Origin of the sequence: Nocardiopsis sp. CNR-923 (assembly GCF_001942255.1) — a bacterium.
In the GTDB taxonomy this organism is placed as follows: Bacteria; Actinomycetota; Actinomycetes; order Streptosporangiales; family Streptosporangiaceae; genus Nocardiopsis.
Genome location: NZ_MKKC01000062.1, coordinates 1 through 19,733, shown reverse-complemented (window position 1 = coordinate 19,733; position 19,733 = coordinate 1). Strand labels below are relative to the sequence as shown.

The following is a 19,733-nucleotide window of genomic DNA, read 5'->3' as shown; positions in this document are numbered from 1 at the left end:
GGGGCCGGAGCCGTCACACGCAGCCGCCGAATCCGCAGACGCGCCCGGGCAGGACCGACACCTTCAGGTCGTCGTACCAGACGTGGCTGTCGTTGGCCGGGGCGAACCCCTCGGTGGAGCCGCCGAAGAAGGACGAGAAGTAGGCCTTGTCCACCAGGTCGTCGTTGGAGACCAGTCGCAGGCCGGTGACCTCGGCGGCGGGCGCGCCGTTGTAGTGGACCTCGATCTCTCCGTCGGGGTTGGCCCGGCCCTCGGTCACGGTGTTCACCCTGAGCCGCTGCACGATGTTCACCCACTCGCCCCGTGGGTAGTGCACGTCGCGCCGTCGACGCGCAGGAACTCCTGGTCGCCGAAGGCGCCCTTCTTGTCCATGTGGTAGTAGTACACGGCCGCTCGGCCGTCACGGCGCCAGATCATGCGCGAGCTGAAGCCGTTCTCGCCGTCGCAGACCCGGCCGCCCGAACACGCGCCGCCGCCCGCCAGGCCCAGGCCCAACTTCCCGCCGTACGAGGTGGTGCCCCAGCTGAAGTCGTCGCTGAACCGCACCCAGAAGGACACGTGGTACTCGCGCGCGGGGGTGAGCCGGAACGGGGCCTGCGCGCCGGACTCGCGCGGACCGATCCTGCCCCGCGGATAGGACACGCGCAGGGATTGTCCGCCCGTGTGGGCGGGGACGCGGTCGTCGATCAGGGTGCGCTCGTCCATCCCCCGGCCCCGGGGGGCGTGCCACCCGTCCTTGGCCCATTCAGTCAGGGGATAGGCGCGGCCCGCGGCCGGGCGCTCGAAGGTGTTGAGTCGGAACTCGGCCGACGCGTCGGCGTTGGCGGGGACCACCACGGTCACCAGGACGGCGGACACGAGGGCGCAGGCGAGCAGGGCGCGGGCGACCGGCATGCGGCGTCTCCGTTTCACGGCGGCGGCGTCGCAGCCATCCTCCCCGTCGGGCCGCGCTCAGCCGGTGCACGACACGGGGATCTCCCGCGCGTGCTCGGCCGAGGGCGGGCCCGCCACCGCCGTCCGGCGCCCGCGCCCTGCTCCTACCGCCACGTTCCGCGCCGCCGTTCGAGGCCGTCGAGGATCAGGTCGAGTCCGATGTCGAACTCCTCGGCGTACGCGTAACCGGGTCTGAGGGCGCGGTCGGCGATCATCTCGGTCAGGTGCGGGAACTCGTCGCCCGGGATGCGTTCCAGCATGGCGCCCGCCACGTCCCCGAGGTCGGCCGACGATGTGAAGGGCAGGCTGAGCTCCTGGAGCGTGAACCCGTAGACGTAGCCGTCCAGCACGGACAGCGCGTGCGCCGCTCCGGAGATCGAGAAGCCTCCCGACCGCAGGCAGCCGATGACCGCGTCGTGATGGCGCAGGGTCGCCCGACCGGGGCTGGTCCGTGAGTCCATCAGGCTGATCGCCCACGGGTGTCGGGTCAGTGCGTCGCGCATCGAGGCCGCCCGACGTCGCATGGCCGTCCGCCAGCCGACGTCGACCGAGGGCAGTTCGATCTCGCCGAAGACGAGGTCGACCATGCCGTCGAGGATGGCTTCCTTGTTCCGGAAGTGGTGGTACAGCGACATGGCCTCGACGCCGAGTCGCTTGGCGAGACCGCGCATGCTCGGAGCATTGGTGCCTGCCTCGTCCGCCAGTTCGACCGCCGTGCGGAGCACCGTCTCCTTGCTCAACGGGTCGCGGCGAGGCGTGTCGGTCGGCTCCGCGGTCACGGGGTCCTCCAGTCGGGGCTGTTCGGATGCTTGACAACCTTACACCGCAAGGCTGTACCTTACACCGTAAGAGGCAACTGCCGAGCGAAGGAGAGGGCCATGGGACCGACCGCCGCGGACGGAGCCGGGAAGCCGGGAGCGGGGAGGAGGGTGTGCGTCGTCGGCGCGTCGGGCAAACTCGGGCGCCACATGGTCCGGCACGCCCTGGACCGCGGATACGAGGTCGTGGGCGTGTGCCGCGAGCGGAGCGTGCACAAGCTCGCCGGGTTCGGGGAGCGGATCACCGTGATCCCCGGGATGACCGACGACCGTGAGGTCATCGCGCGGGCGGTCGACGGGTGCGACGCCGTGCTCACCGTGCTGGTGCCGTGGGGGGTGAACCACTACGCCACCGGTACCGCGCAGGCCGTGCTCGACCACGCGCGTCCGGGCGCCGGCTGGTGTTCTCCTGCGGCTGGCACATCACACGCGACGGGAAGGACGTGTACAGCCGGAGGTTCAGGCTGTACGCGGCCGTGTTCGGGCGGCTGGCGAAGCTGGCGCGCGTCGTCGACGTGGACGACCAGGTGGAGGCGTGTCGGCGGATCTTCGCCAGTGACACCGGATGGACGGTCGTGCGGGGCAGCGACCTGGAGGAGGGAGAGAGCCAGGGCCTGCCCGTGTGGAGCCGGCACGTGGGCGACCCCGTCCTGGCGAGCAACCTGACCCGGCGTGTGGACTACGCCCAGTTCATGGTCGAGGCGGTGGACGACGACGCCCTCGTCCGCGAGGCCCCGGCCATCGTCGGCCGGCTGACCCCGTCGGCCCTCGCCCACGCCGGCGGTCCGGCGTGAACGGCGCGACCCCGAACGCGGTGCGCCGACGCGGCCGGGTGCGGCCGAGCGACGGCCGGGACCAGGGGAGGACCACACCGTGACGGAACCGAAGAGGCTCGCACGGGTCGCGGGGTTCCTGTACCTGCTCGTCGCCGCGTTCACCATCTTCGCCGGGGTCGTGAACACGCGCGTCGCCGCGTCGGGAGCGGCGGGCCGGACCGCCGACGCATCGACGCCTCGGCCACGCTGTACCGCGTCGGATTCGTGAGCGAGCTGGTCGGGGCGACGGCCTTTTCCGACGCGGACTGCGAGCGGCTCGCGAACTCGACACGGAGCGATGTTCTGGCCGCGCGGAGTCTGGCGTGGGAGGCTCTGGAGCGTCGCCGTCGTCCCCGGAGGGATCGCCGTGAACCTGCCACTGATGAACATGCCCTTGGTGAACTCGTGCGAGGCGCACGCCTGCGCGTACAACACCGACCACTCCTGCCACGCTCTCGCCATCACCGTGGGCAACGAGCCCCGTGCCCACTGCGACACCTTCTTCGGCGACGACAGCAGTGGAGGCGACCCCGTCCAGACCGGGCACGTCGGCGCCTGCAAGATGTCCGACTGCGAGCACAACGTCCACCTCGAATGCCAGGCCCCGGGTATCAACGTCGGCTACGTGGAGAACCAGGTGGACTGCCTCACCTACGCGCCCGCCTGAACCCGGCCGGTCGGCCCGAAACCCGTGGCGACGCCTTTCCCGTGGCGTCGCGCGGGTAGATGGTAGGCACGAGGCTCCACCGCTCTCGCCCGCCCGTGCGGCTGCGAGGCGCGACGCCGGAGGTGAACCACCGGTGCCCGACCACATCGAGATCGAGACCACCTACTCCGTCGACACCCGCGTGCGGCTGCCGGACCTGGCCGACCTCGCGCCCGGCGGGATCGAGGAGCGGTCGCATGAGCTGGACGCCACGTACTACGACACCGACGACCTGCGTCTGGCTGCACGCCGCATCACGCTGCGCCGACGCACCGGAGGCACGGACGCCGGGTGGCATCTGAAGATCCCGTGGGGCACGGACGCCAAGCGCGAGTTCCACGCTCCGCCAGGCCCGGACACCGGCGCCGTCCCGCCCGAACTGGCGCGGCTCGCCGCCTCGGCCGCCCGGGGCGAGCCGCTGCGTCCGGTGGCCCGGATCGGCACCCGGCGCACCGAGTACGAGCTCCGCGGCGCCCGGGGCGAGCCACTGGCCCTGGTCGCCGACGACACGGTCACCGGTGAGACGACCGCCACCGCGGTGTGGCGGGAGATCGAGATCGAACTCGTCGAGGGCGGCCGTGAGATGCAGCGGGACATCGGCCGACGCCTGACCTCGGCCGGGGCCGCCCCCTCCGCGACCGGCGCCAAGCTGCTCACCCTGCTCGGGGACCGGGTCGCGCGACCGGTGCCCCGCCCCGAGGGCGAGACCGCGGGCGACGTGGTCCTGTCCTACCTGTGGGACCAGGTGGAGCACCTGCTGGAACACGACCCGAAGGTCCGCCTCGACGAACCCGACGCCGTGCACCAGATGCGTGTGGCCACCCGAAGGATCCGCGCGGTGCTCCAGGTGTTCCCCTCCGTCCTGGACCGCGGGTCCACTCGGCCGGTCGCGGACGAACTCCGCCGCCTGGCCCGCGTACTGGGGCTCGCCCGGGACCTGGAGGTCCTCCGGGACAGGTGCGCGCGGTGGATCGACTCCCTCCCCGACCACGCCGCCGGGAACCGGCTCACGGACGTCTGGCTCGACGCGGTCGAGGACCACCGCGAAGCGGAGATGCGTCGGATCACCGAGGAGTTGTCGAGCCCGCGCTACTTCGCGCTGCTGGACGATCTGGACCGCCTGCGCGCCGCCCCGCCGCTGACCGGGGCGGCCGAGCGCGGTCCGCGTTCCGTCCTGGCCCGTGACCTCGGACGGGCCTGTCGCCGGATGTCCGCCGCACACGATCGCGCGGAGACCGCCGGGGACGCCGACACGCGCCTGGCAGCCTGGCACGAGGTGCGCAAGGCCGCCAAACGCGCCCGTTACGCCGCCACGCTCGCCGTCCCCGCCCTGGGCGAGCGGGCCGAACGCGTGCGCACGTGGTCGTCCCGTCTGCAGGACGTGCTCGGCGAGCACCAGGACGGCGTGGCCCTGCGGACCTACCTCGACGAGCACGCACCGGCCCTGCGGGAGGGGGCGGACGCGGACGCGGTCCTGGTGACCCTGGGCGCGGTGGCCGGGGCCGAGGCCGTGCGGGGAGAGGCGCTCATCGACGAGGCCGCGCGGGTGTGGCGGTCGGGGCCGAAGGCGCGCGACCGGTTCGTCTGAGGACCGGCGGCGCTCGGGCCGTCGTCGGTGCGAGCTCCCCGCCGTCGGCCACGGCCGGACGACGCCCGGACCGGGGGTCCCGACGGACGCGGGCGCGACAGCCGCACCGGGGTCGTGCCCCCGGTCCGGGGCCGGGGCCGGGAGGCGCGCCGTACGACGACGGGCGGAATCCGGGTTCGTTCCCGAGAAATCGCGGGCGTCATCCACCCGGCGCCGAAGAACCTTCCCGGGGGCGCGTCTGGGCGGTCAGGGAGAATTCCTTGCCCGAGTGCCGGCGGGGTCGCCGGGCAGTTCCGGATGCCCGGTCCCGGGCCCAACGGGGAAGGTTCATCACGAATTTACTTACCAGATTAGTACAACATCGCTCCCGTGGCGCCGGGCAAGTTCGCGACGAGAAATCGGCCGTGCCTTCCCGCGGGGCGCTGATTCGCATCCGGGCGCCGTCGATCGCCGGCGAAGAATTCGCCGTCCGGCGGATGCCTCAGCTCGGCGTGGCTCCGCCGCCGCCCAGCCCCGGGTCGCCCTCGCGAGCCCTCTTGTCCCTGTTCACAGCTGTTTACATACCTCACAGGCAACTCGAAACCAGGAGATGATCGACAAAATACTAGCAACCGAAAAAACACTACATAAGGGACCTTGGGCGGCTCTGGTCTGCCGTTATTCGTTCTGACGTGGAAGTCAGGCTCCCGGCCTGGGAAGCGACAACGAGATCCCCGGGTTCGCCTCCGAATCGATGAACGGGGAGGGCGGACAAACGCAAAAGGGCGCTGGGTGGGAGCCGTCTCCCGCCCTAAGTTAATCGCGAGTAATCAGTGGTCCGAAAAAGAGTATGTAAAGGTATGGACCCGGGGATGACCCCTATGTCATCATCTGGAATGTCGCTGACCAAGACGACCGCGAGGGAGTTCGTATGATCAAGGGGTACGGTGTATTTTGCGACGCCGACCGCTATTTCTACGACACACCCCACCGTCTCTGGTCGGGGGCGGGCGCCTCCGGAACGGTCGGCTCGCGCGACCAGGTCTTCGAGGCGGCCGAGCGGCCCGCTCCCGAAGGATGGCAGAGCCACCGAGCCGGCGACTGGCTGGCACTGCGCCCCATCGAGCACCGCCTGCCCGACCAGGGGTGGAAGATCCACCTCTCCGCCTGCCTGGACAACGCGGACTCGATCCTGAACCGGGTCTGGGACTACTGCGTGGCGCGCGGCGTCTCCTTCAAGTTCGTCCCCACGCGGTATCTGCTGCACAACCGGAACGCCAAGTACGCGGACCGCGGGGGAAGCGGGAAGTTCATCACCGTCTACCCGGCGGACGACGACGAGTGCGCCACGGTCGCCGCCGGACTGGACGCGCTGGTGGGCGGTGAACCCGGCCCCTACATCCTCAGCGACGTGCGCTGGAACGAGGGTCCGGTCCACCTGCGCTACGGGAGCTTCACCAGGAGGCACTGCTACGACGAACACGGCGAGGCGGTGCCCGCACTGGAGAACGCCGAGGGCGTGCTCGTGCCCGATCGACGCGGGCCGGTCTTCCAGACCCCGCAGTGGGTGGCCCCGCCCGAGTTCCTCCGCCCGCACCTGGAGGCGCGCGGCGCCGTCGACGTCACCGGTCTGCCCTACCAGATCGAGCAGGCCCTCCACTTCTCCAACGGGGGAGGCGTCTACGCGGGGCGGGACCGGCGCACCGGTGAACGGGTCGTGCTCAAGGAAGGCCGGCCCCACGCGGGACTCGCCGCGGACGGCGCTGACGCGGTACGTCGGCTGGAACGGGAGCGCGGCGCCCTGGAGCGCCTCTCCGGCCTGGCCTGCACGCCCGAGGTGAAGGATTCCTTCACCCTCGGAGACCACCACTTCCTGGTGATGGAGTACATCCAGGGCCGACCGCTGAACTCCTTCTTCGCCCACCGGCATCCGTTGGTCGAGCCCGATCCCTCCCCCGAGGCGCTCAGGGAGTACGGGCGATGGGCGATGCGCCTGTACCACCTGGTGGAGGAGGCCGTCGAGGCGGTGCATGAGCGCGGCATCGTCTTCAACGACCTGCACCTGTTCAACATCATGGTCTCCGACGACGAGTCCTCGGTGGTGCTGCTCGACTTCGAGGCCGCCCGGGACGTCGACGAGGGGGGACGCCAGACGGTCGCCAACCCGGGGTTCGTCGCCCCGCGCGGGCGCCGGGGCTTCGACGTGGACCTGTACGCGCTGGCCTGCCTGCGCGTCGCACTCCTGCTGCCCCTGACCAGTGTGCTGGCCATGGACCGGAACAAGGTCCGGCACCTCGCGGAGGAGGCCGCGCGCGTCTTCCCGGAGGCCCGGGAGTTCCTGGAGCTCGGCGTGGCGGAGATCCTGCGGGATCCGGACGGCGAACCGGACACGGGAGCATCCTCGGAGGGCGCGCGTGCGTCGGTCATCGGGGCGCACGACCCCTATCCACCGGTCGAGCCGGGGGACTGGCCGCGCAGCCGGGACTCGATGGCTCGTGCCATCCTCGCCTCGGCCACCCCCGACCGCGACGACCGCTACTTTCCCGGCGACATCGCCCAGTTCTCGACCGCGGGAGGCGCCTCTCCTTCGGATACGGCGTATCCGGGGTGCTCTACGCCCTGGCCGAGAGCGGCGCCGAACGGTGCCCCGACGCCGAGGAATGGCTGCTGCGGCACAGCAAGGAGCTCCCGTCCGGGACCCCCCTGGGCTTCTTCGACGGGCTCGCGGGCCTGTCCTGGGCCCTGAACCGCCTCGGCCACGGGGAACCCGCCCTGGACCTGGTCGATCTGCTCCTGTCACAGTCGTGGGAAGAGCTCGGACCGGGACTGCACGGTGGGACGGCCGGAATCGGCCTGGCCCTGGACTCCCTGGCCGCCGACACCGGCTCGACGGAGATGCGCGCGGGCGCCCTGCGCTGCGCGGAGCTGGCGACACGCCGATTCCTGGACGCCCCACCCGAGCGGAGGCGGGCCGGACTGCTCCACGGAGGCGCGGGCGTGGCCCTGCTCTGCCTGCGTCTGCACCGGCGCAACGGTGACACCGCGCTGCTGGACCTGGCGGAAAGGTCGCTCCGTGCCGACCTGGACCGCTGCGTCACCAGCGTCTTCGGCTCGCTTCAGGTGGACGAGGGGCGGCGGACCATGCCCTATCTCGGTGCGGGCAGCGTAGGAGTGGGGATCGTGCTCGACGACTACCTGGAGCACCGGTCCGACGAGGCGATCGAGCGGGTCCGTCCGCACATCGTCCGGGCCGCGCGGTCCTCCTTCTACGTCCAGCCGGGCCTCTTCCGCGGGCTGGCGGGCATGGTGCTGTACCTGAGCCGGACCACGACCCCGGGAACCGGGAACGCGCAGGTACGGCGCCAGATCGACGCCCTGTCCAGGTACGCCATGCGCTACCGGGGACACCTGGCCTTCCCGGGAGAGCAGCTGATGCGGCTCTCCATGGACCTTTCCACGGGCACAGCGGGCTGCCTCCTCGCGCTCGCCGCGACGCGGCGCGAGCGGCCCGCACAGCTGCCCTTCCTCCCTCCGCTGCGGCGGACCCAGAACCGGCCACTGCCATGGTCCGGAACAAATGAAGTGAAGTAGATCGCATCGAAAGGATATCAGCCATGACCCTGCTCGACCTGCAGTCCCTGGAGACCGTTCAGAACGAGGCGGCCGGCGAGGTGGCCGGCGGCAGCGTCGCCAGCCTCCTGCTGTGCGGCGACAGCAGCCTGAGCCTCACCACCTGCTAGGCGGTACGCCGCCGACACGCGCGGTGTGACCGTGCCGTGGGGTCGGTGAACCCGGCCCCACGGCGTCGGGTCCTGTGCAAGGACCCTCCCTTCCGTCCGGCGGCGCCCATGGGCGCCGCCGGGCTCAGCCACGAGCCAAGCAGGAAGGCGGCCGGATGGCGTCCACCCGCCCGCGTGACGCCGGGACCGACGACGACGTCGCACGCGCGGCGGACAGCCTGCTCGCCCGTGTGATGCGGGCGAGCGCCGGGCGCACGGTGGGAATACTGCTGTGCGCGGCCGCCGCGGCGGCCGCCTCACTCGCCCTGCCCGCGGTGCTCGGACACACCCTCGACCTGCTTCTGGAAGGCCACCCTGACGCCGGAACCGCATTGGCGGTCGCCGTGGCGCTGACCGCGGTGGAGGTCGCCCTGGACGCGGCCGTCGCCCTGCTCGCGGGAACGGTCGGCGCGCGGTCCACCGCCTGGCTGCGGCTGCGGGCCGTCCAGCGGCTGGTGGCCGCCGCGCCCCACGACGTGAGCCGGTTCTCCCCAGGCGACGTCGCGACCCGGCTCTCAGCGCACGCCACGGAGGCCGGGGCGGCCCCGGCCGCGGCGGCGCAGATCGTCGCGGCGGTCCTCGCCCCCCTCGGAGCCCTGGTCGCACTGTTCCTGATCGACCCGTGGACCGGGCTGGCCTTCGTCCTGGGTCTGCCCCTCCTCGTCCTGCTGCTGCGGTCCTTCGCCCGCCACTCCTCCGACAGCGTCTCCCGCTACCAGCGGGTGCAGTCGGTGATCGCGACACGACTGACGGACGCCCTGGGCGGTGCACGGGCCATCGCCGCGGCCGGGACCGTGGACGAGGAACGCGCCCGCGTCCTGCGTCCCCTGGCCGATCTGGGCGTCGAGGGCCGACGCATGTGGTTGGTGCACGGCTCCGCGACGGCACGCAGCGGCGTGCTCATGCCCCTGCTGATCACCGCCGTGCTGGCGGTCGGCGGGCTCGGCCTGGCGGACGGGCGCATCAGCGTCGGCGACCTGCTGGCGGTGTCCCGGTACGCCGCGCTGGCCGCCGGCCTGGGATCGGTCGCGGGTCCGCTCGGCGCACTGGTCCGGGGGCGGACGGCGGCGCGCCGTGTCAACGAACTCCTCACAGTCCCCCCGTTGTCCCACGGACGGGCGGGGCTCCCCCCCGAGGGGCCGGGAACACTGGAGCTGCGCGGGATCGGAGTCAAACGCGACGGCGCCTGGGTGCTGCGCGGGGTCGACCTGCGCGTGCCCGGCGGGCGGACGGCGGCCGTCGTGGGACGTTCCGGCTCCGGCAAGTCGACGCTCGGCGCGGTCGCCGGGCGGCTCACCGCGCCCGACGAGGGCGAGGTGCGTCTGGACGGGGTGCCCCTCCACACCGTGGCGGCCGACGTGCTCCGTCGCGAGGTCGGGTACGCGTTCGAGCGCCCGTCGTTGCAGGGGGGCACCGTCGGGGACGCGATCGCGGCGGGGGCGCGGACCGCGCCGATCGAACGTGTGCGGTCGGCCGCCCGGTCCGCGGGAGCCGACACCTTCGTCCGGGCGCTTCCCCACGGATACGACACTCCGCTGGAGGACGCGCCGCTCTCCGGTGGGGAGCTGCAACGGCTGGGCTTGGCGCGGGCGTTCGCCCACGCGGGACGCCTGATGATCCTGGACGACGCGACCTCCAGCCTCGACACGGCGACCGAGCGGCAGGTGGACCGGGCCCTGGCGTGCGAGGTCCGTCCCGGCACCCGCGTCGTCATCGCGCACCGGCTCTCCACCGCGGCGCGCGCTGACCTGGTGGTGTGGCTGGAGGCAGGCCGTGTCCGGGCCGTCCGGACGCACGCCGAACTGTGGCGGGACCCCGACTACCGAGCGGTCTTCGGCCACACCGACTCCTCCGACGGTCAGGAGACCCGGTGAGGCCCGGGACGGCGGTGGACGCGGCCGGGGCGAGGGCCCCCGGCCCTGCCGAACCCGGGCGCGTCCGCCCGCGGCGCCGTGACGCGACACGGCGGCGCTCCGGGGGCCACCGCGGCGCGTTGGGCGGGCTGATGCCGCATGCCCGCTCCTTCCTGTGGCGTCACCGGGGTGCGATGCTGCGTCTGGGCGCCTGGTCGCTGATGGAGTCCGCGCAGACCTTCCTCGTCGGTTTCGGCCTGGCGCGTGCCCTGGATCAGGGGTTCCAGGCGGGGCGGCCCACCGTCGGCCTGGCGTGGCTGGCGGTCGCCGCGGCCTCCGTCCTCCTCGCCGGGCCCGCGCTGCGCGGTGTGTTCGGCCAGCTCTCCGGGCTGGTGGAACCGTTGCGGGACGGGCTGGTGCGGCGCGCGGTCGACCAGGCCCTGCGCCGAGCCGTGGCCGATCCGGCGCGGGCCGCGGGAGCCGAACGAACCGCTGTCTCGCGGCTCACCCAGCAGACGGAGATCGCGCGGGACAGCTTCGCCGGCCTGGTCCTGACGGTGCGGTCCTTCCTCTTCACCGCGGTGGGAGCGCTCGCCGGAATGCTCACCCTCGCCCCCGAGCTGTTGCTGGTCGTGCTTCCGCCCATGCTGCTCGGGCTGGTGCTCTTCCTCCTCACACTCGCTCCCATGGCCGCGGCGCAACGCCGCTTCCTCGACGCCGACGAAGCGTTCACCGACCGTGCGGGAGCGCTGCGGGGCCAGCTGCGCGACGTGGTCGCCTGCGGGACCGCGGGCACGGCGGTCGCCGGAGCCGGCGCACTGGTCGACGAGGCCCGGGAGTCGACGCGTTCCCTGGCCCGGTGGACCGCGGTCAGGACGCTGGCACTCGGGGTGGCGGGCCAGCTCCCCGTCGTCCTGCTGCTCGTGGCGACCCCGTGGCTGCGCGACCAAGGCGTCACCACCGGGGCTCTCATGGGCGCCCTGGCCTACCTCGTCCAGTCCCTGTTGCCGGCGCTGCAGACGATGATGGCCGCCGTGGGCGCCGCGGGAAGCCGCCTCGTGGTGGTCCTCGACCGGTTCGTGTCCGTGGACGCGGGCGGCGCCGACGAGGGAGATCCCCGGGGCGTGGAGACCGACGACGGCGGATCGTGCGCCGCCGCCGTCCAGGGGGCGGCGCCGGCGGTGTGGTGCCGCGGGCTGCGTGTGTCCTATGGGGCTGGGACGCGACCCCTGGTCGAGCGGTTCGGTGTGAGGGTCGAGGCCGGGGAGCGCATCGCGATCGTCGGGCCGAGCGGGATCGGCAAGTCGACGCTGGCACACGTGTTGTCCGGGTTGCACACGCCGGACGAGGGCGTCGTACGGCTGGGGGGCCGACCGGTCGCGGGCCCCTCCCCCCGGGAACTGGCCCGGATGCGGGTCCTGCTGCCCCAACGGGCCTACGTCTTCGCCGGATCGGTTCGGGAGAACCTCGCCCAACTGGAGCCCGGTGCGGGGGACGACCTCATCGCACGGGCGGTGGCGGCACTGGACCTCGGATCGCTGGTGGACCGACTCGGCGGCATGGACGCCGCCGTGGATCCCGCGGCGCTCTCGGCCGGAGAACGGCAGGCACTCTGCCTGGGCCGGGCGTACGTGTCCCCGGCGCCGCTGCTCATCCTGGACGAGTCGACCTGTCATCTGGACCCGGCGGCCGAGGCTCACGCGGAGGAGGCGCTGGCGCGCCGGCCGAACACGACGCTGATCGTCATCGCGCACCGGCTGTCGTCGGCACTGCGGGCCGACCGGGTCCTCGTTCTGGACGGTGCGGGCACGGCGTTCGGTACGCACGAGTCCCTGCTGCGCGACTCCCCGCTCTACCGGGATCTGGCGGGGCACTGGAAAGTGTCCCCCTGAGCGCACCTGGAGCCGTACGTCGTCTCCGGCCTCTCACCGAGGTCGACGGTGAGCCCCGCCAGGGTCGTGACACCCGAGGCCCGACTCGTCCTACGCGAGGCAGACGTCCACGCCGACGCCGCCTCCGAGGACCCGGACCGGTGGCTGGAACGGCTCGCCGAACGGGAGGCGGCCGATCCCTTCGACCTGGACACCGCCCCGCCGGTGCGCGCCCTGCCGGCACGCCTGGCCGCCGGCCACCACGTACTGATGCTCACCCTCCACCGCGTCGCGACCGACGCCTGGTCCAACACGGTCCTGCTGGAGGAACTCGCGGCACTGTACTCGGCGCACACCACCGGCGCGCGGCCGCCGCAGCTCCCATCCGCCCCGCAGATCGCCGACGTGGCCCGGCAACCGCGACATCGACTTCGCCACGGCCAACCACAATTCCAGCGACGTCACCGTCCTCATCAACAACGGGATCGCCCAGGAGGGGTGACCGGGACCGTCCCACACGAAAGGAGCGCAGCGTAAATGTCAGATCGCGAGGACGAGTGGAACTACCGGGTGGTGGTCAACCACGAGGAACAGTACTCGATTTGGCCGGTGGGCCGGGAGAATACGCCGGGTTGGCGCGATGTCGGCGTCGAAGGGACCAAGAGCGAGTGCCTGTCGTGGATCGACGAGCACTGGACTGACATGCGCCCCCTCAGTCTGCGGCGGGCAATGGCCGCCGACGAGAATTGAGACAGGCACCGGAACCAGCGTCGAAACCGGCATCCGTCCGTGAAACAATCGCACGCGTTCACGACGGATGCAGGCAATGAGAGAAGATCACATGGCAACCTCGGACACCAGTTCACAGCATGAGGAGGAGGGGGTCGGAGGATTGCGCCTCCTCATGTCGAACGCGCCTTTCCGCGCGCTCTTCACCGCGCGAACCGTCTCGTACACGGGTGAGGCGATCAGCCTGGTCGCGCTCATGCTGTTCGTGGCCGATTCGACCGGCCAGGCGATAGCGGTCTCGGTTCTGCCGCTGGTCGGGGACTTCATCCCGGCCCTGCTCGGGCCGGTCACCGGCGCGATCAGCGACCGCTTCGACCTCAAGCGGGTGATGATCGTCTGCGAACTGGTCCAGGGCGCCATGCTGGCGCTGATCGCGCTGTCGATGCCGCCGCTGCCGCTGCTGTTGCTCCTGGTGGCCGCGCGGGCCGCGGCCGGGCAGGTGTTCATGCCGGCCTCGCGTGCTGCGGTGCCCGGTCTGGTGCGGGGACGCGATCTGGAGCCGGCCAACGCCAGCATCGGGTTCGGCACCAACGGGGCCGAGGCCGCCGGTCCGCTGCTGGCGGCGGTGCTGTTCCCGTTCCTGGGGATCCAGGGCGTGCTGTTCGGCGCGGCGGCGGCCTACGTGTTCTCCGCGCTCATCCTCCTCGGACTGCGGCCACTGCCCCCGGTTCGCGAGGAGCACGAGTCGACCTCGCTGCTGGCCGACGCCAGAGAGGGCCTGGGCTACATCTGGTCAGTCTCGGCGGTCCGCGTGATCGCGCTGGGATTCTGTGTCGTGGTCGCCTTCAACGGGATCGACGACGTGGCGCTGGTGCTGTTGGCCAAGGACACCTTCGGCGCGGGGGACTCGGCCGTGAGCCTGCTGCTGGGCGCGGTCGGCATCGGGCTCGTGGTCGGTTACGCGCTGCTCGCGCGCTACGGCATGCGCGGCTCGATGGTCGTGCTGCTGCTCCTCGGTTTCGGTGTGAGCAGCCTGGGCAACCTGCTGACCGGTCTGGCCTGGGCGGTCGCGGCGGCCTTCGCCCTGCAAGCCGTGCGGGGCATCGGCATCGCGGCCATGGACGTGGCGACCAACACGCTGCTCCAGCGCATGGTTCCGGCCAGGATGCTCGGCCGGGTCTTCGGCAACCTGTACGGCGCGGTCGGGGTGGCCGCCGGACTGTCCTACGTGGGCGGCGGGCTGCTGCTCGACGCCACCTCGGCGCCCGTGACCCTCGTCATCGCGGGCGTGGGCGGGCTCGTCGCCACCGTCGCGGTGGCCCTGACGCTGCCCCGGGCCCTGCGGCGGGCCGGGGTCTCCAGCAGAGGAGAAGAGAAGGGTTCCGGCGGAGGGGAGGACCGGGACGCGACCCCGGCCGTCCCCGAACCACACCCGCGCGAATCGAGGGAGGATTAGATGGTCCGCACGCACACCCGCTGGCCGGAGCACGCGCACCGGGCGTCAGGCCTCCACGCGTCGGACGGCCCTGCGATGCCCCGACCGCCAGGACGCGACGAGCTCACCGCGGGAGCCGAAACGGTCCCGGGGGTCGGCCGAGGCGCCACGCACGACGGCCTCCACCACCCGGGCGGGCAGTTCGGGGCGGGACCGCAGCAGCCGGACCGGGTCGGGAAACCGGCCGTCGGCGGCGGGCGTCGCACCGGTCAGACACGACAGGGCGACCAACGCGAGCGAATACACGTCGGCGCGGCGGCTCCGGACCGGGTGTCCACGACGATGCCGAAATCGGTGAGCAGGGCCCTGACGTCGTTCGTGCCGGAGAGCAGGATGTTGCGGGGGTTGACGTCGCGGTGCACGATCCCACGCGCGTGGACGTGGCCGAGGGCGTCGGCGATCTGCTCCGTGACCGAGACGGTCGCGCCCAGGGGCAGGGGTCCGCGTGCGTCGGGCACCGACCTCAGGTCACCGCCGCGGGAATCGGGATCGTGGACGCTCCCTTCGCGACCGTCGGCGGGGGTATGGGATCCTTCGCCATGGCGGACTGCCTGAGAATCGCCGGAGTCCCGGCACGGGACATCAGGGTCCTCACGACATTGGACACTCCCTGGGAGGACTATGCCTATCTCACTGGCGTATCCCAGTTTCCGCCAGAATACAGAATCAGATCTGCCTCCGCCTCCATGCCAGACAATATCTGGGGCTTTCCCAGCTATGCGCTCCAGTCGGATTTCTCCGCGCGTACTCTGCGTGGTTTCATCGCTCCGATTTGGAACGTGTTCACCGAGAACCTCCTCAGTGACTATTGGACGCCGCTCGCGGGCCAGGTGTTCCGGGGACCGCAGCGCGAGGCCGATCGGATCGGCTACTGGAGCTGCGTCGAGCGCGGCCAGGTCCGGATGGTCCGCAGACGGGTCGGCGGCGGATACTCCAGCATCCTCACCCAGGAGGAGGCCGTGCCCCGACGGGTGGCCTTCCGCAGCCGGTTCGTGCATCTGGCCGTCGGCTACCCCAGCCACCGTTTCCTGCCGGAACTCCAGGACTACCGGATGCGCACCGGCGACGCGTCGCGGTTCGTCAACGCCTACGAACCCCACGAACACGTCTACGACCAACCGGTGAAACGGCCCGGGACCGTGCTCGTTCGGGGGAGGCGGCATCGCCGCCTCGGCCATCTCGCACCGACTGATGCGGGACAGGGAGAAACTCGGCGCGCGCACCCGGATCCTGCACGCCGTGCGCACCTACGTCGACGGTCCCGCGGGCTCCTCGCCCTTCATGCGCAGACGGGGCGGCCGAGGCTGGGCGCACCAGGGGTTCGACTGGCCCAAGGCGAGTTGGGGCGGGCAGCTCAAGGCCCGCCTGGAGAAGCTCCAAGGAGAGGAGCGGCGCCAGCTGTGGGAGCTGATGGGGGGATCCACCACCCCGATCCGCCGGGGCTGGCAACGCGAACTGGCCCGCGGTCGGGAACAGGGCTACTACAGCACCTTCGGCGGTGAACTGGACCACGTCGACCCCGGCCCCGAGGGCGGCCTGACGGCCTACTTCAAACCGGGAGCGGCCGTCTCCGCGGGACCGGTCGGCGTCGACTTCATCATCGACGCCACCGGCTTGGTCGGCTCGGTGACCGAGCACCGGGCGCTGTCCGACCTGTTGGCCCACTCCGGCGCGGACCGCAACGTGCTGGGCCGCATCGACGTCGCCCCCACCTTTGAGGTCCGGGCGCCCGCACCCCGGGCGGGCGGCTGTACGCGGTCGGAGCGGCCGTGGAGGGCTCCCACCACGCGCTCGTCGACTCCCTGCTGGGCCTGCGGTACGGGGCACAGCGGGTCTGCGACGACCTCGCGGCCCAGGGCCACTGCCGGCGCATCGGTCCGGGCAGATCGGTCGCCCAGTGGTGGAAGTGGATGAGGAACAGGACACCATGACCCCCACACTGTCCGGCCGCATCCAGTCCCGCCTCTTCCTCCTGGCCACCGTGGGACTCGTCTGGACGCTGGCGCTCACACCGCTGCTGCCGCGCGGGTTCGCCCCCTTGGGCGTGGCCCACACGGGCACGCTGTCCGCCCTGGTCCTGGTCGCCCTGCTCGGGACCCTTCTGTGGGAACCGCTGTACCACCTGCTCCAACAGTTCCGTTGGGAGAAGGACTGGCCGGCGATCATCATCCTGTTCCAGGGCGTCCCCGAGGGAGTCCTCGTCTACCTGGTCCTCCTCCACCGCCTGGAGTTGCCGGTGCAGCCGGGCGCCTTCGCCGTGCGCTTCTCGACCACCTGGCTCCTCGTCTTCGTGTTCTTGCACGGCCCCTTACGCGTTCCCTTCCTTCGTTGGCGATTCCGTGGCGGGAGATCGATATGAGGCGACCAACAGCTATGCGACACACCGATTTCCAGATCGCCGTCCAGGCCGGCGACGGCCTGATCGGCCGCTTCCCCACGGGCGTGATGCTGCTCGTCGGAGACGGGGCGGCCGAGGCCTCGGACCGGCTCATCGAACTGTTCGACGACGCCGCGAGCGCGGGCGTCGACCCCGCCGCGAACCTGGAGGAGAGGTTCGGCGCATCGGACGCGCCCGACGTCTCGGCTTTCGGCACCATGGTCGAGTCCGACGGCGGGACCTCCCTCACCGAGTTCCTGGAGTTCACCGTGCTGCGCGGGCGGTCCTGGCCGGCCCAGGCCCTGGCGTACGCGTGCGGTGAACGCGTGTGGCACGACGCGCGTGAGGACGCCCGCCATCACGCGGGGCGCGCGTTCGGCCAGCGGGCCTTCCACGCCAGGATGCTCACGATCGGCCCGTGCGGGCTCTCGCTGTTGGCCGAGGAAGCACGGCGCCCGGCCCGGAACGCCGAGCCCACGGCCACCTGATCAGCCGGTGGCCGCGCCCAGCGCGTTCCTGGTCGACACCGTCAGCCACACCCGAGCCCACGGAGGCGCGGCGGACCTCCGGCCGAGTCGCGCCGCGACCCGGTCGAGAACGGGCGCGGCGCGGTGGGCATCTCGCGCCGAGACCGTCCTGGCGGTGCCGGGACCGCGTCGAGCGGGGAGACCGAACCGGCCGCGGTGAGGACATGCGTCGCCGAGCCGATCATCGCCACCACCGAATGGGACGGCGGCTCCCAGGGATGGGCCCCCGAGGGAGAACAGGCACGCGACCCGCTCCCGCCCGGCATTCCTCCCGCGAACTACACTCGGATCATTCTCGCCAGGGGCTACGACCTCCGGCTTCACGTCTGCCCGGTGCCCGCCGACCACCCGCGTCTGGAGCTGGTCCAGTGAGGTCAGTCAGCGGCGGTCGGCGCTTCCGGCGTGACGAGACGCCCGGATGCTCCACCGCGGACTGATCGTGGACTCCGACGGGTCGCCATCCAGGGGTGCTCGGCCGCGCTTGGGCGTGGAGGGTCCCGTGACACTCCTTCGCTCACCCGTGGGGCGCGATTGCGTGATTGATCCCGCTGGTCCGGTGGTTCGTGTCCGGATTCGGCCATGGAGCCGGCGGGCAGGCCTTGACGTTCCCTGCGAGTGTTATCTTCCCTGGTCGGGATCGGTGTGGGACCACATGTTGGCATCCGGGTACGTCGGTGCACGACGTGATCGCCGCACATCGGCACCCGCCTGCTGTAACGATGTGATCTCCGTCCGTGGCTGTGAGGATCGCCGGTGTGCGATCGTCGACCTTGTCAGGTGTTGAGTCCTTCTTCCTCGTCGGTCCGCCATGTCCTTGGTAAGGCGAAGTTGATTGCTTGGCCGGACTCGTGTGCTCGCATGAGGGCGGCCCGACGTGACCAGCGGCCGGGGGGTCATGAGTGGAACGCGTCTCAGGTGAGGGGAGCCCCTGGCTCCGCAGTTTCCGTGACCACGACAGGGTGGACGTCGTACTGGTGCTCTTCCCGCACGCCGGTGGATCGGCGAGCTTCTACCGAGGATGGGCCGACCTGCTGCCCGAGGGCTGTGAGCTCTGGGTCGTGCAGTACCCCGGCCGGGAGGACCGGATCACCGAACCGCTCGTTCCCGACATGACCGAGCTCGCCGACGCGATCGCCGCCGAACTCGCGCCCCGGCTGGGCGGCCCCTACGCGGTGTTCGGACACAGCATGGGGTCGGCCGTGGCCTACGAGACCGTGCGCCGCCTCCAGGAGGGCCCTGCCGGGCCGCCGGTCCACCTCTTCGTTTCGGGTCGGCGTGTCCCCTCCCGCCAGGTGAGAAGTCGCGTGCACCTGCTCGACGACGACGGTCTGGTCGAGATCATCGAGGCCATGGGCGCCACTCCCGCCGGGATTCTGGACGACCCCGAGATGCGTTCCCTCGTCCTACCGGTGGTTCGCAACGACTACCGGCTGATCGAGACCTACCGGCCCGTCGCCGTCCCCGCACTGGACACCCCGACCACCGCTCTGGCCGGGGCTGAAGACCCCACCGTGACCCCCGACGAGGTCAAGGAGTGGGCGAGGATGACCACCCGCGGCTGCGACATCGAGGTCCTGCCCGGCGGTCACTTCTTCCCCGTCCACCAGCGGGCGCGGGTCATCGAGACCATCCTGCGCGCGCTCGCCCCCCACCTGGACGGCTGACCCGGCCCGAGCGGCGTCGGGCACGCGGCGCCGATGGAGTTGGCTGCGGGGTCGAGTCGAAGGTGGTGCGGGTGGTGCGGGTGGTGCGGGGCCCTACCAGTATCGTGCTGACCGCCCGCAGCCACGCTTGCGTCCTGCCGGAAGCAGCCAGCGAGACTTCGCTGTTGAACAGATGCCTATCGCGCCCGGGAGTGTCACCTACGAGGCTGAGAACGACACCTATGTTCATCCGGCACCAGCGCAGATCCGAGACGATGCCGGAAACACTGTCAGGACCTACCGGCCTCTGGTCTCCGTGAACAACGACTCACGCGACATCATCACGGCCTTCCCTAGGGTCATGTCCCTTGGAGTGGTGTAACTCCCGGATCAGTGATCTGACCTGCAGGGCTATAGCGACAAGGCGAGCCATCGTGTGACGGTCAAGAGGAAGGCCTAAGTTCCTCGCACAAGGACACGCACACGATGGCTCTGTCCCAGCATGACCTACAACAGCTTCTGGAGTCACTACAAGCCGCTGAGAACGTGGACATGATCCGCCTCGTCCTGGAGCGCATGCTCCAGGAGCTGATCGAGGCCGAGGCCACCACCGTGATCGG

General features: G+C 71.4%; 21 protein-coding genes and 1 pseudogene. 17 read left to right on the top strand and 5 right to left on the bottom strand.

Annotated elements, in window-relative coordinates:
* Positions 1-13: 13 nt before the first annotated feature.
* The 3 genes from BJF83_RS28500 to BJF83_RS04920 form a co-directional block, all read right to left on the bottom strand.
* Positions 14-292, bottom strand: coding sequence for a polysaccharide lyase (locus BJF83_RS28500; protein WP_262391327.1), 279 nt, complete (start codon positions 290-292; stop codon positions 14-16).
* Positions 289-894, bottom strand: a complete 606-nt coding sequence (locus BJF83_RS04925; RefSeq protein ID WP_262391326.1) for a polysaccharide lyase — start codon at positions 892-894, stop codon at positions 289-291. The genes BJF83_RS28500 and BJF83_RS04925 overlap by 4 nt, the downstream gene beginning before the upstream one ends.
* A gap of 143 nt (positions 895-1,037) precedes the next feature.
* Positions 1,038-1,712: a TetR/AcrR family transcriptional regulator gene (locus BJF83_RS04920; RefSeq protein WP_075925346.1), complete on the bottom strand. Its 675-nt coding sequence runs from the start codon at positions 1,710-1,712 to the stop codon at positions 1,038-1,040.
* 99 nt (positions 1,713-1,811) lie between these two features.
* Here BJF83_RS04920 and BJF83_RS28495 point away from each other — a divergent pair.
* From BJF83_RS28495 to BJF83_RS04865, 12 genes and pseudogenes are all read left to right on the top strand, one after another.
* A pseudogene (locus tag BJF83_RS28495) lies at positions 1,812-2,075 on the top strand (NAD(P)H-binding protein); the annotation flags it as partial.
* 119 nt (positions 2,076-2,194) lie between these two features.
* Positions 2,195-2,545, top strand: a complete 351-nt coding sequence (locus BJF83_RS28490; protein ID WP_262391336.1) for a hypothetical protein — start codon at positions 2,195-2,197, stop codon at positions 2,543-2,545.
* Between the two features lie 79 nt (positions 2,546-2,624).
* Positions 2,625-2,795, top strand: a complete 171-nt coding sequence (locus BJF83_RS04910; protein WP_187347090.1) for a hypothetical protein — start codon at positions 2,625-2,627, stop codon at positions 2,793-2,795.
* 153 nt (positions 2,796-2,948) lie between these two features.
* Entirely contained in the window at positions 2,949-3,233 is a 285-nt protein-coding gene (locus BJF83_RS04905; RefSeq protein WP_075925392.1) for a DUF1540 domain-containing protein, read from the top strand.
* 133 nt (positions 3,234-3,366) lie between these two features.
* Positions 3,367-4,860: a CYTH and CHAD domain-containing protein gene (locus tag BJF83_RS04900; RefSeq protein WP_075925345.1), complete on the top strand. Its 1,494-nt coding sequence runs from the start codon at positions 3,367-3,369 to the stop codon at positions 4,858-4,860.
* Positions 4,861-5,770: 910 nt separating this feature from the next.
* Positions 5,771-7,585, top strand: coding sequence for a class III lanthionine synthetase LanKC (gene lanKC / locus BJF83_RS04895; RefSeq protein WP_262391325.1), 1,815 nt, complete (start codon positions 5,771-5,773; stop codon positions 7,583-7,585).
* A gap of 868 nt (positions 7,586-8,453) precedes the next feature.
* Positions 8,454-8,579 carry a SapB/AmfS family lanthipeptide gene (locus BJF83_RS04890; RefSeq protein ID WP_075925344.1) on the top strand — a complete coding sequence of 42 codons (126 nt, stop codon included), beginning with the start codon at positions 8,454-8,456 and terminating at the stop codon, positions 8,577-8,579.
* A 155-nt stretch (positions 8,580-8,734) separates the two neighbouring features.
* Positions 8,735-10,492 (top strand): ABC transporter ATP-binding protein, encoded by a 1,758-nt coding sequence (locus BJF83_RS04885; RefSeq protein ID WP_075925343.1) that lies wholly within the window; start codon positions 8,735-8,737, stop codon positions 10,490-10,492.
* Positions 10,493-10,623: 131 nt separating this feature from the next.
* Positions 10,624-12,363 (top strand): ABC transporter ATP-binding protein, encoded by a 1,740-nt coding sequence (locus BJF83_RS04880; protein ID WP_075925391.1) that lies wholly within the window; start codon positions 10,624-10,626, stop codon positions 12,361-12,363.
* A gap of 48 nt (positions 12,364-12,411) precedes the next feature.
* Positions 12,412-12,879, top strand: a complete 468-nt coding sequence (locus tag BJF83_RS04875) for a condensation domain-containing protein (RefSeq protein ID WP_075925342.1) — start codon at positions 12,412-12,414, stop codon at positions 12,877-12,879.
* Complete coding sequence (locus tag BJF83_RS04870; RefSeq protein ID WP_075925341.1) at positions 12,880-13,092, top strand: MbtH family NRPS accessory protein; 213 nt, start codon at positions 12,880-12,882, stop codon at positions 13,090-13,092.
* Between the two features lie 91 nt (positions 13,093-13,183).
* Positions 13,184-14,527, top strand: coding sequence for an MFS transporter (locus BJF83_RS04865; RefSeq protein ID WP_143831789.1), 1,344 nt, complete (start codon positions 13,184-13,186; stop codon positions 14,525-14,527).
* Positions 14,528-14,572: 45 nt separating this feature from the next.
* Here the strand turns inward: BJF83_RS04865 and BJF83_RS04860 are convergent, their stop codons facing one another.
* A complete protein-coding gene (locus BJF83_RS04860) occupies positions 14,573-14,812 on the bottom strand; it encodes a hypothetical protein (protein WP_075925340.1) in 240 nt (79 codons plus the stop codon).
* Complete coding sequence (locus BJF83_RS27805; RefSeq protein ID WP_187347092.1) at positions 14,776-15,564, bottom strand: protein kinase; 789 nt, start codon at positions 15,562-15,564, stop codon at positions 14,776-14,778. The genes BJF83_RS04860 and BJF83_RS27805 overlap by 37 nt, the downstream gene beginning before the upstream one ends.
* A 193-nt stretch (positions 15,565-15,757) precedes the next feature.
* Between BJF83_RS27805 and BJF83_RS25910 the strand changes: the two genes are divergently transcribed.
* From BJF83_RS25910 to BJF83_RS04830, 5 genes are all read left to right on the top strand, one after another.
* Complete coding sequence (locus BJF83_RS25910; protein ID WP_143831787.1) at positions 15,758-16,480, top strand: hypothetical protein; 723 nt, start codon at positions 15,758-15,760, stop codon at positions 16,478-16,480.
* A 13-nt stretch (positions 16,481-16,493) separates the two neighbouring features.
* Positions 16,494-16,925 carry a hypothetical protein gene (locus BJF83_RS04845; protein ID WP_075925339.1) on the top strand — a complete coding sequence of 144 codons (432 nt, stop codon included), beginning with the start codon at positions 16,494-16,496 and terminating at the stop codon, positions 16,923-16,925.
* Positions 16,926-16,939: 14 nt separating this feature from the next.
* A complete protein-coding gene (locus BJF83_RS04840) occupies positions 16,940-17,431 on the top strand; it encodes a DUF885 family protein (RefSeq protein WP_075925338.1) in 492 nt (163 codons plus the stop codon).
* A 195-nt stretch (positions 17,432-17,626) separates the two neighbouring features.
* On the top strand, positions 17,627-17,842 hold the full coding sequence (locus BJF83_RS04835) for a hypothetical protein (RefSeq protein ID WP_143831786.1): 216 nt from the start codon (positions 17,627-17,629) through the stop codon (positions 17,840-17,842).
* A 587-nt stretch (positions 17,843-18,429) separates the two neighbouring features.
* Complete coding sequence (locus tag BJF83_RS04830; RefSeq protein WP_262391324.1) at positions 18,430-19,134, top strand: thioesterase II family protein; 705 nt, start codon at positions 18,430-18,432, stop codon at positions 19,132-19,134.
* The last annotated feature ends 599 nt before the right edge of the window (positions 19,135-19,733 follow it).

Excerpts from the sequence above, each read along its gene's own strand:
- BJF83_RS04925 (WP_262391326.1), bottom strand. The coding sequence starts at position 894 with ATGCCGGTCGCCCGCGCCCTGCTCGCCTGCGCCCTCGTGTCCGCCGTC.
- BJF83_RS04905 (WP_075925392.1), top strand. The coding sequence starts at position 2,949 with ATGAACATGCCCTTGGTGAACTCGTGCGAGGCGCACGCCTGCGCGTAC.
- lanKC (WP_262391325.1), top strand. The coding sequence starts at position 5,771 with ATGATCAAGGGGTACGGTGTATTTTGCGACGCCGACCGCTATTTCTAC.
- BJF83_RS04890 (WP_075925344.1), top strand. The coding sequence starts at position 8,454 with ATGACCCTGCTCGACCTGCAGTCCCTGGAGACCGTTCAGAACGAGGCG.
- BJF83_RS04885 (WP_075925343.1), top strand. The coding sequence starts at position 8,735 with ATGGCGTCCACCCGCCCGCGTGACGCCGGGACCGACGACGACGTCGCA.
- BJF83_RS04880 (WP_075925391.1), top strand. The coding sequence starts at position 10,624 with ATGCCGCATGCCCGCTCCTTCCTGTGGCGTCACCGGGGTGCGATGCTG.
- BJF83_RS04870 (WP_075925341.1), top strand. The coding sequence starts at position 12,880 with ATGTCAGATCGCGAGGACGAGTGGAACTACCGGGTGGTGGTCAACCAC.
- BJF83_RS04865 (WP_143831789.1), top strand. The coding sequence starts at position 13,184 with ATGGCAACCTCGGACACCAGTTCACAGCATGAGGAGGAGGGGGTCGGA.
- BJF83_RS27805 (WP_187347092.1), bottom strand. The coding sequence starts at position 15,564 with ATGCACGAACCGGCTGCGGAAGGCCACCCGTCGGGGCACGGCCTCCTC.
- BJF83_RS25910 (WP_143831787.1), top strand. The coding sequence starts at position 15,758 with ATGCGGGACAGGGAGAAACTCGGCGCGCGCACCCGGATCCTGCACGCC.
- BJF83_RS04845 (WP_075925339.1), top strand. The coding sequence starts at position 16,494 with ATGACCCCCACACTGTCCGGCCGCATCCAGTCCCGCCTCTTCCTCCTG.
- BJF83_RS04840 (WP_075925338.1), top strand. The coding sequence starts at position 16,940 with ATGCGACACACCGATTTCCAGATCGCCGTCCAGGCCGGCGACGGCCTG.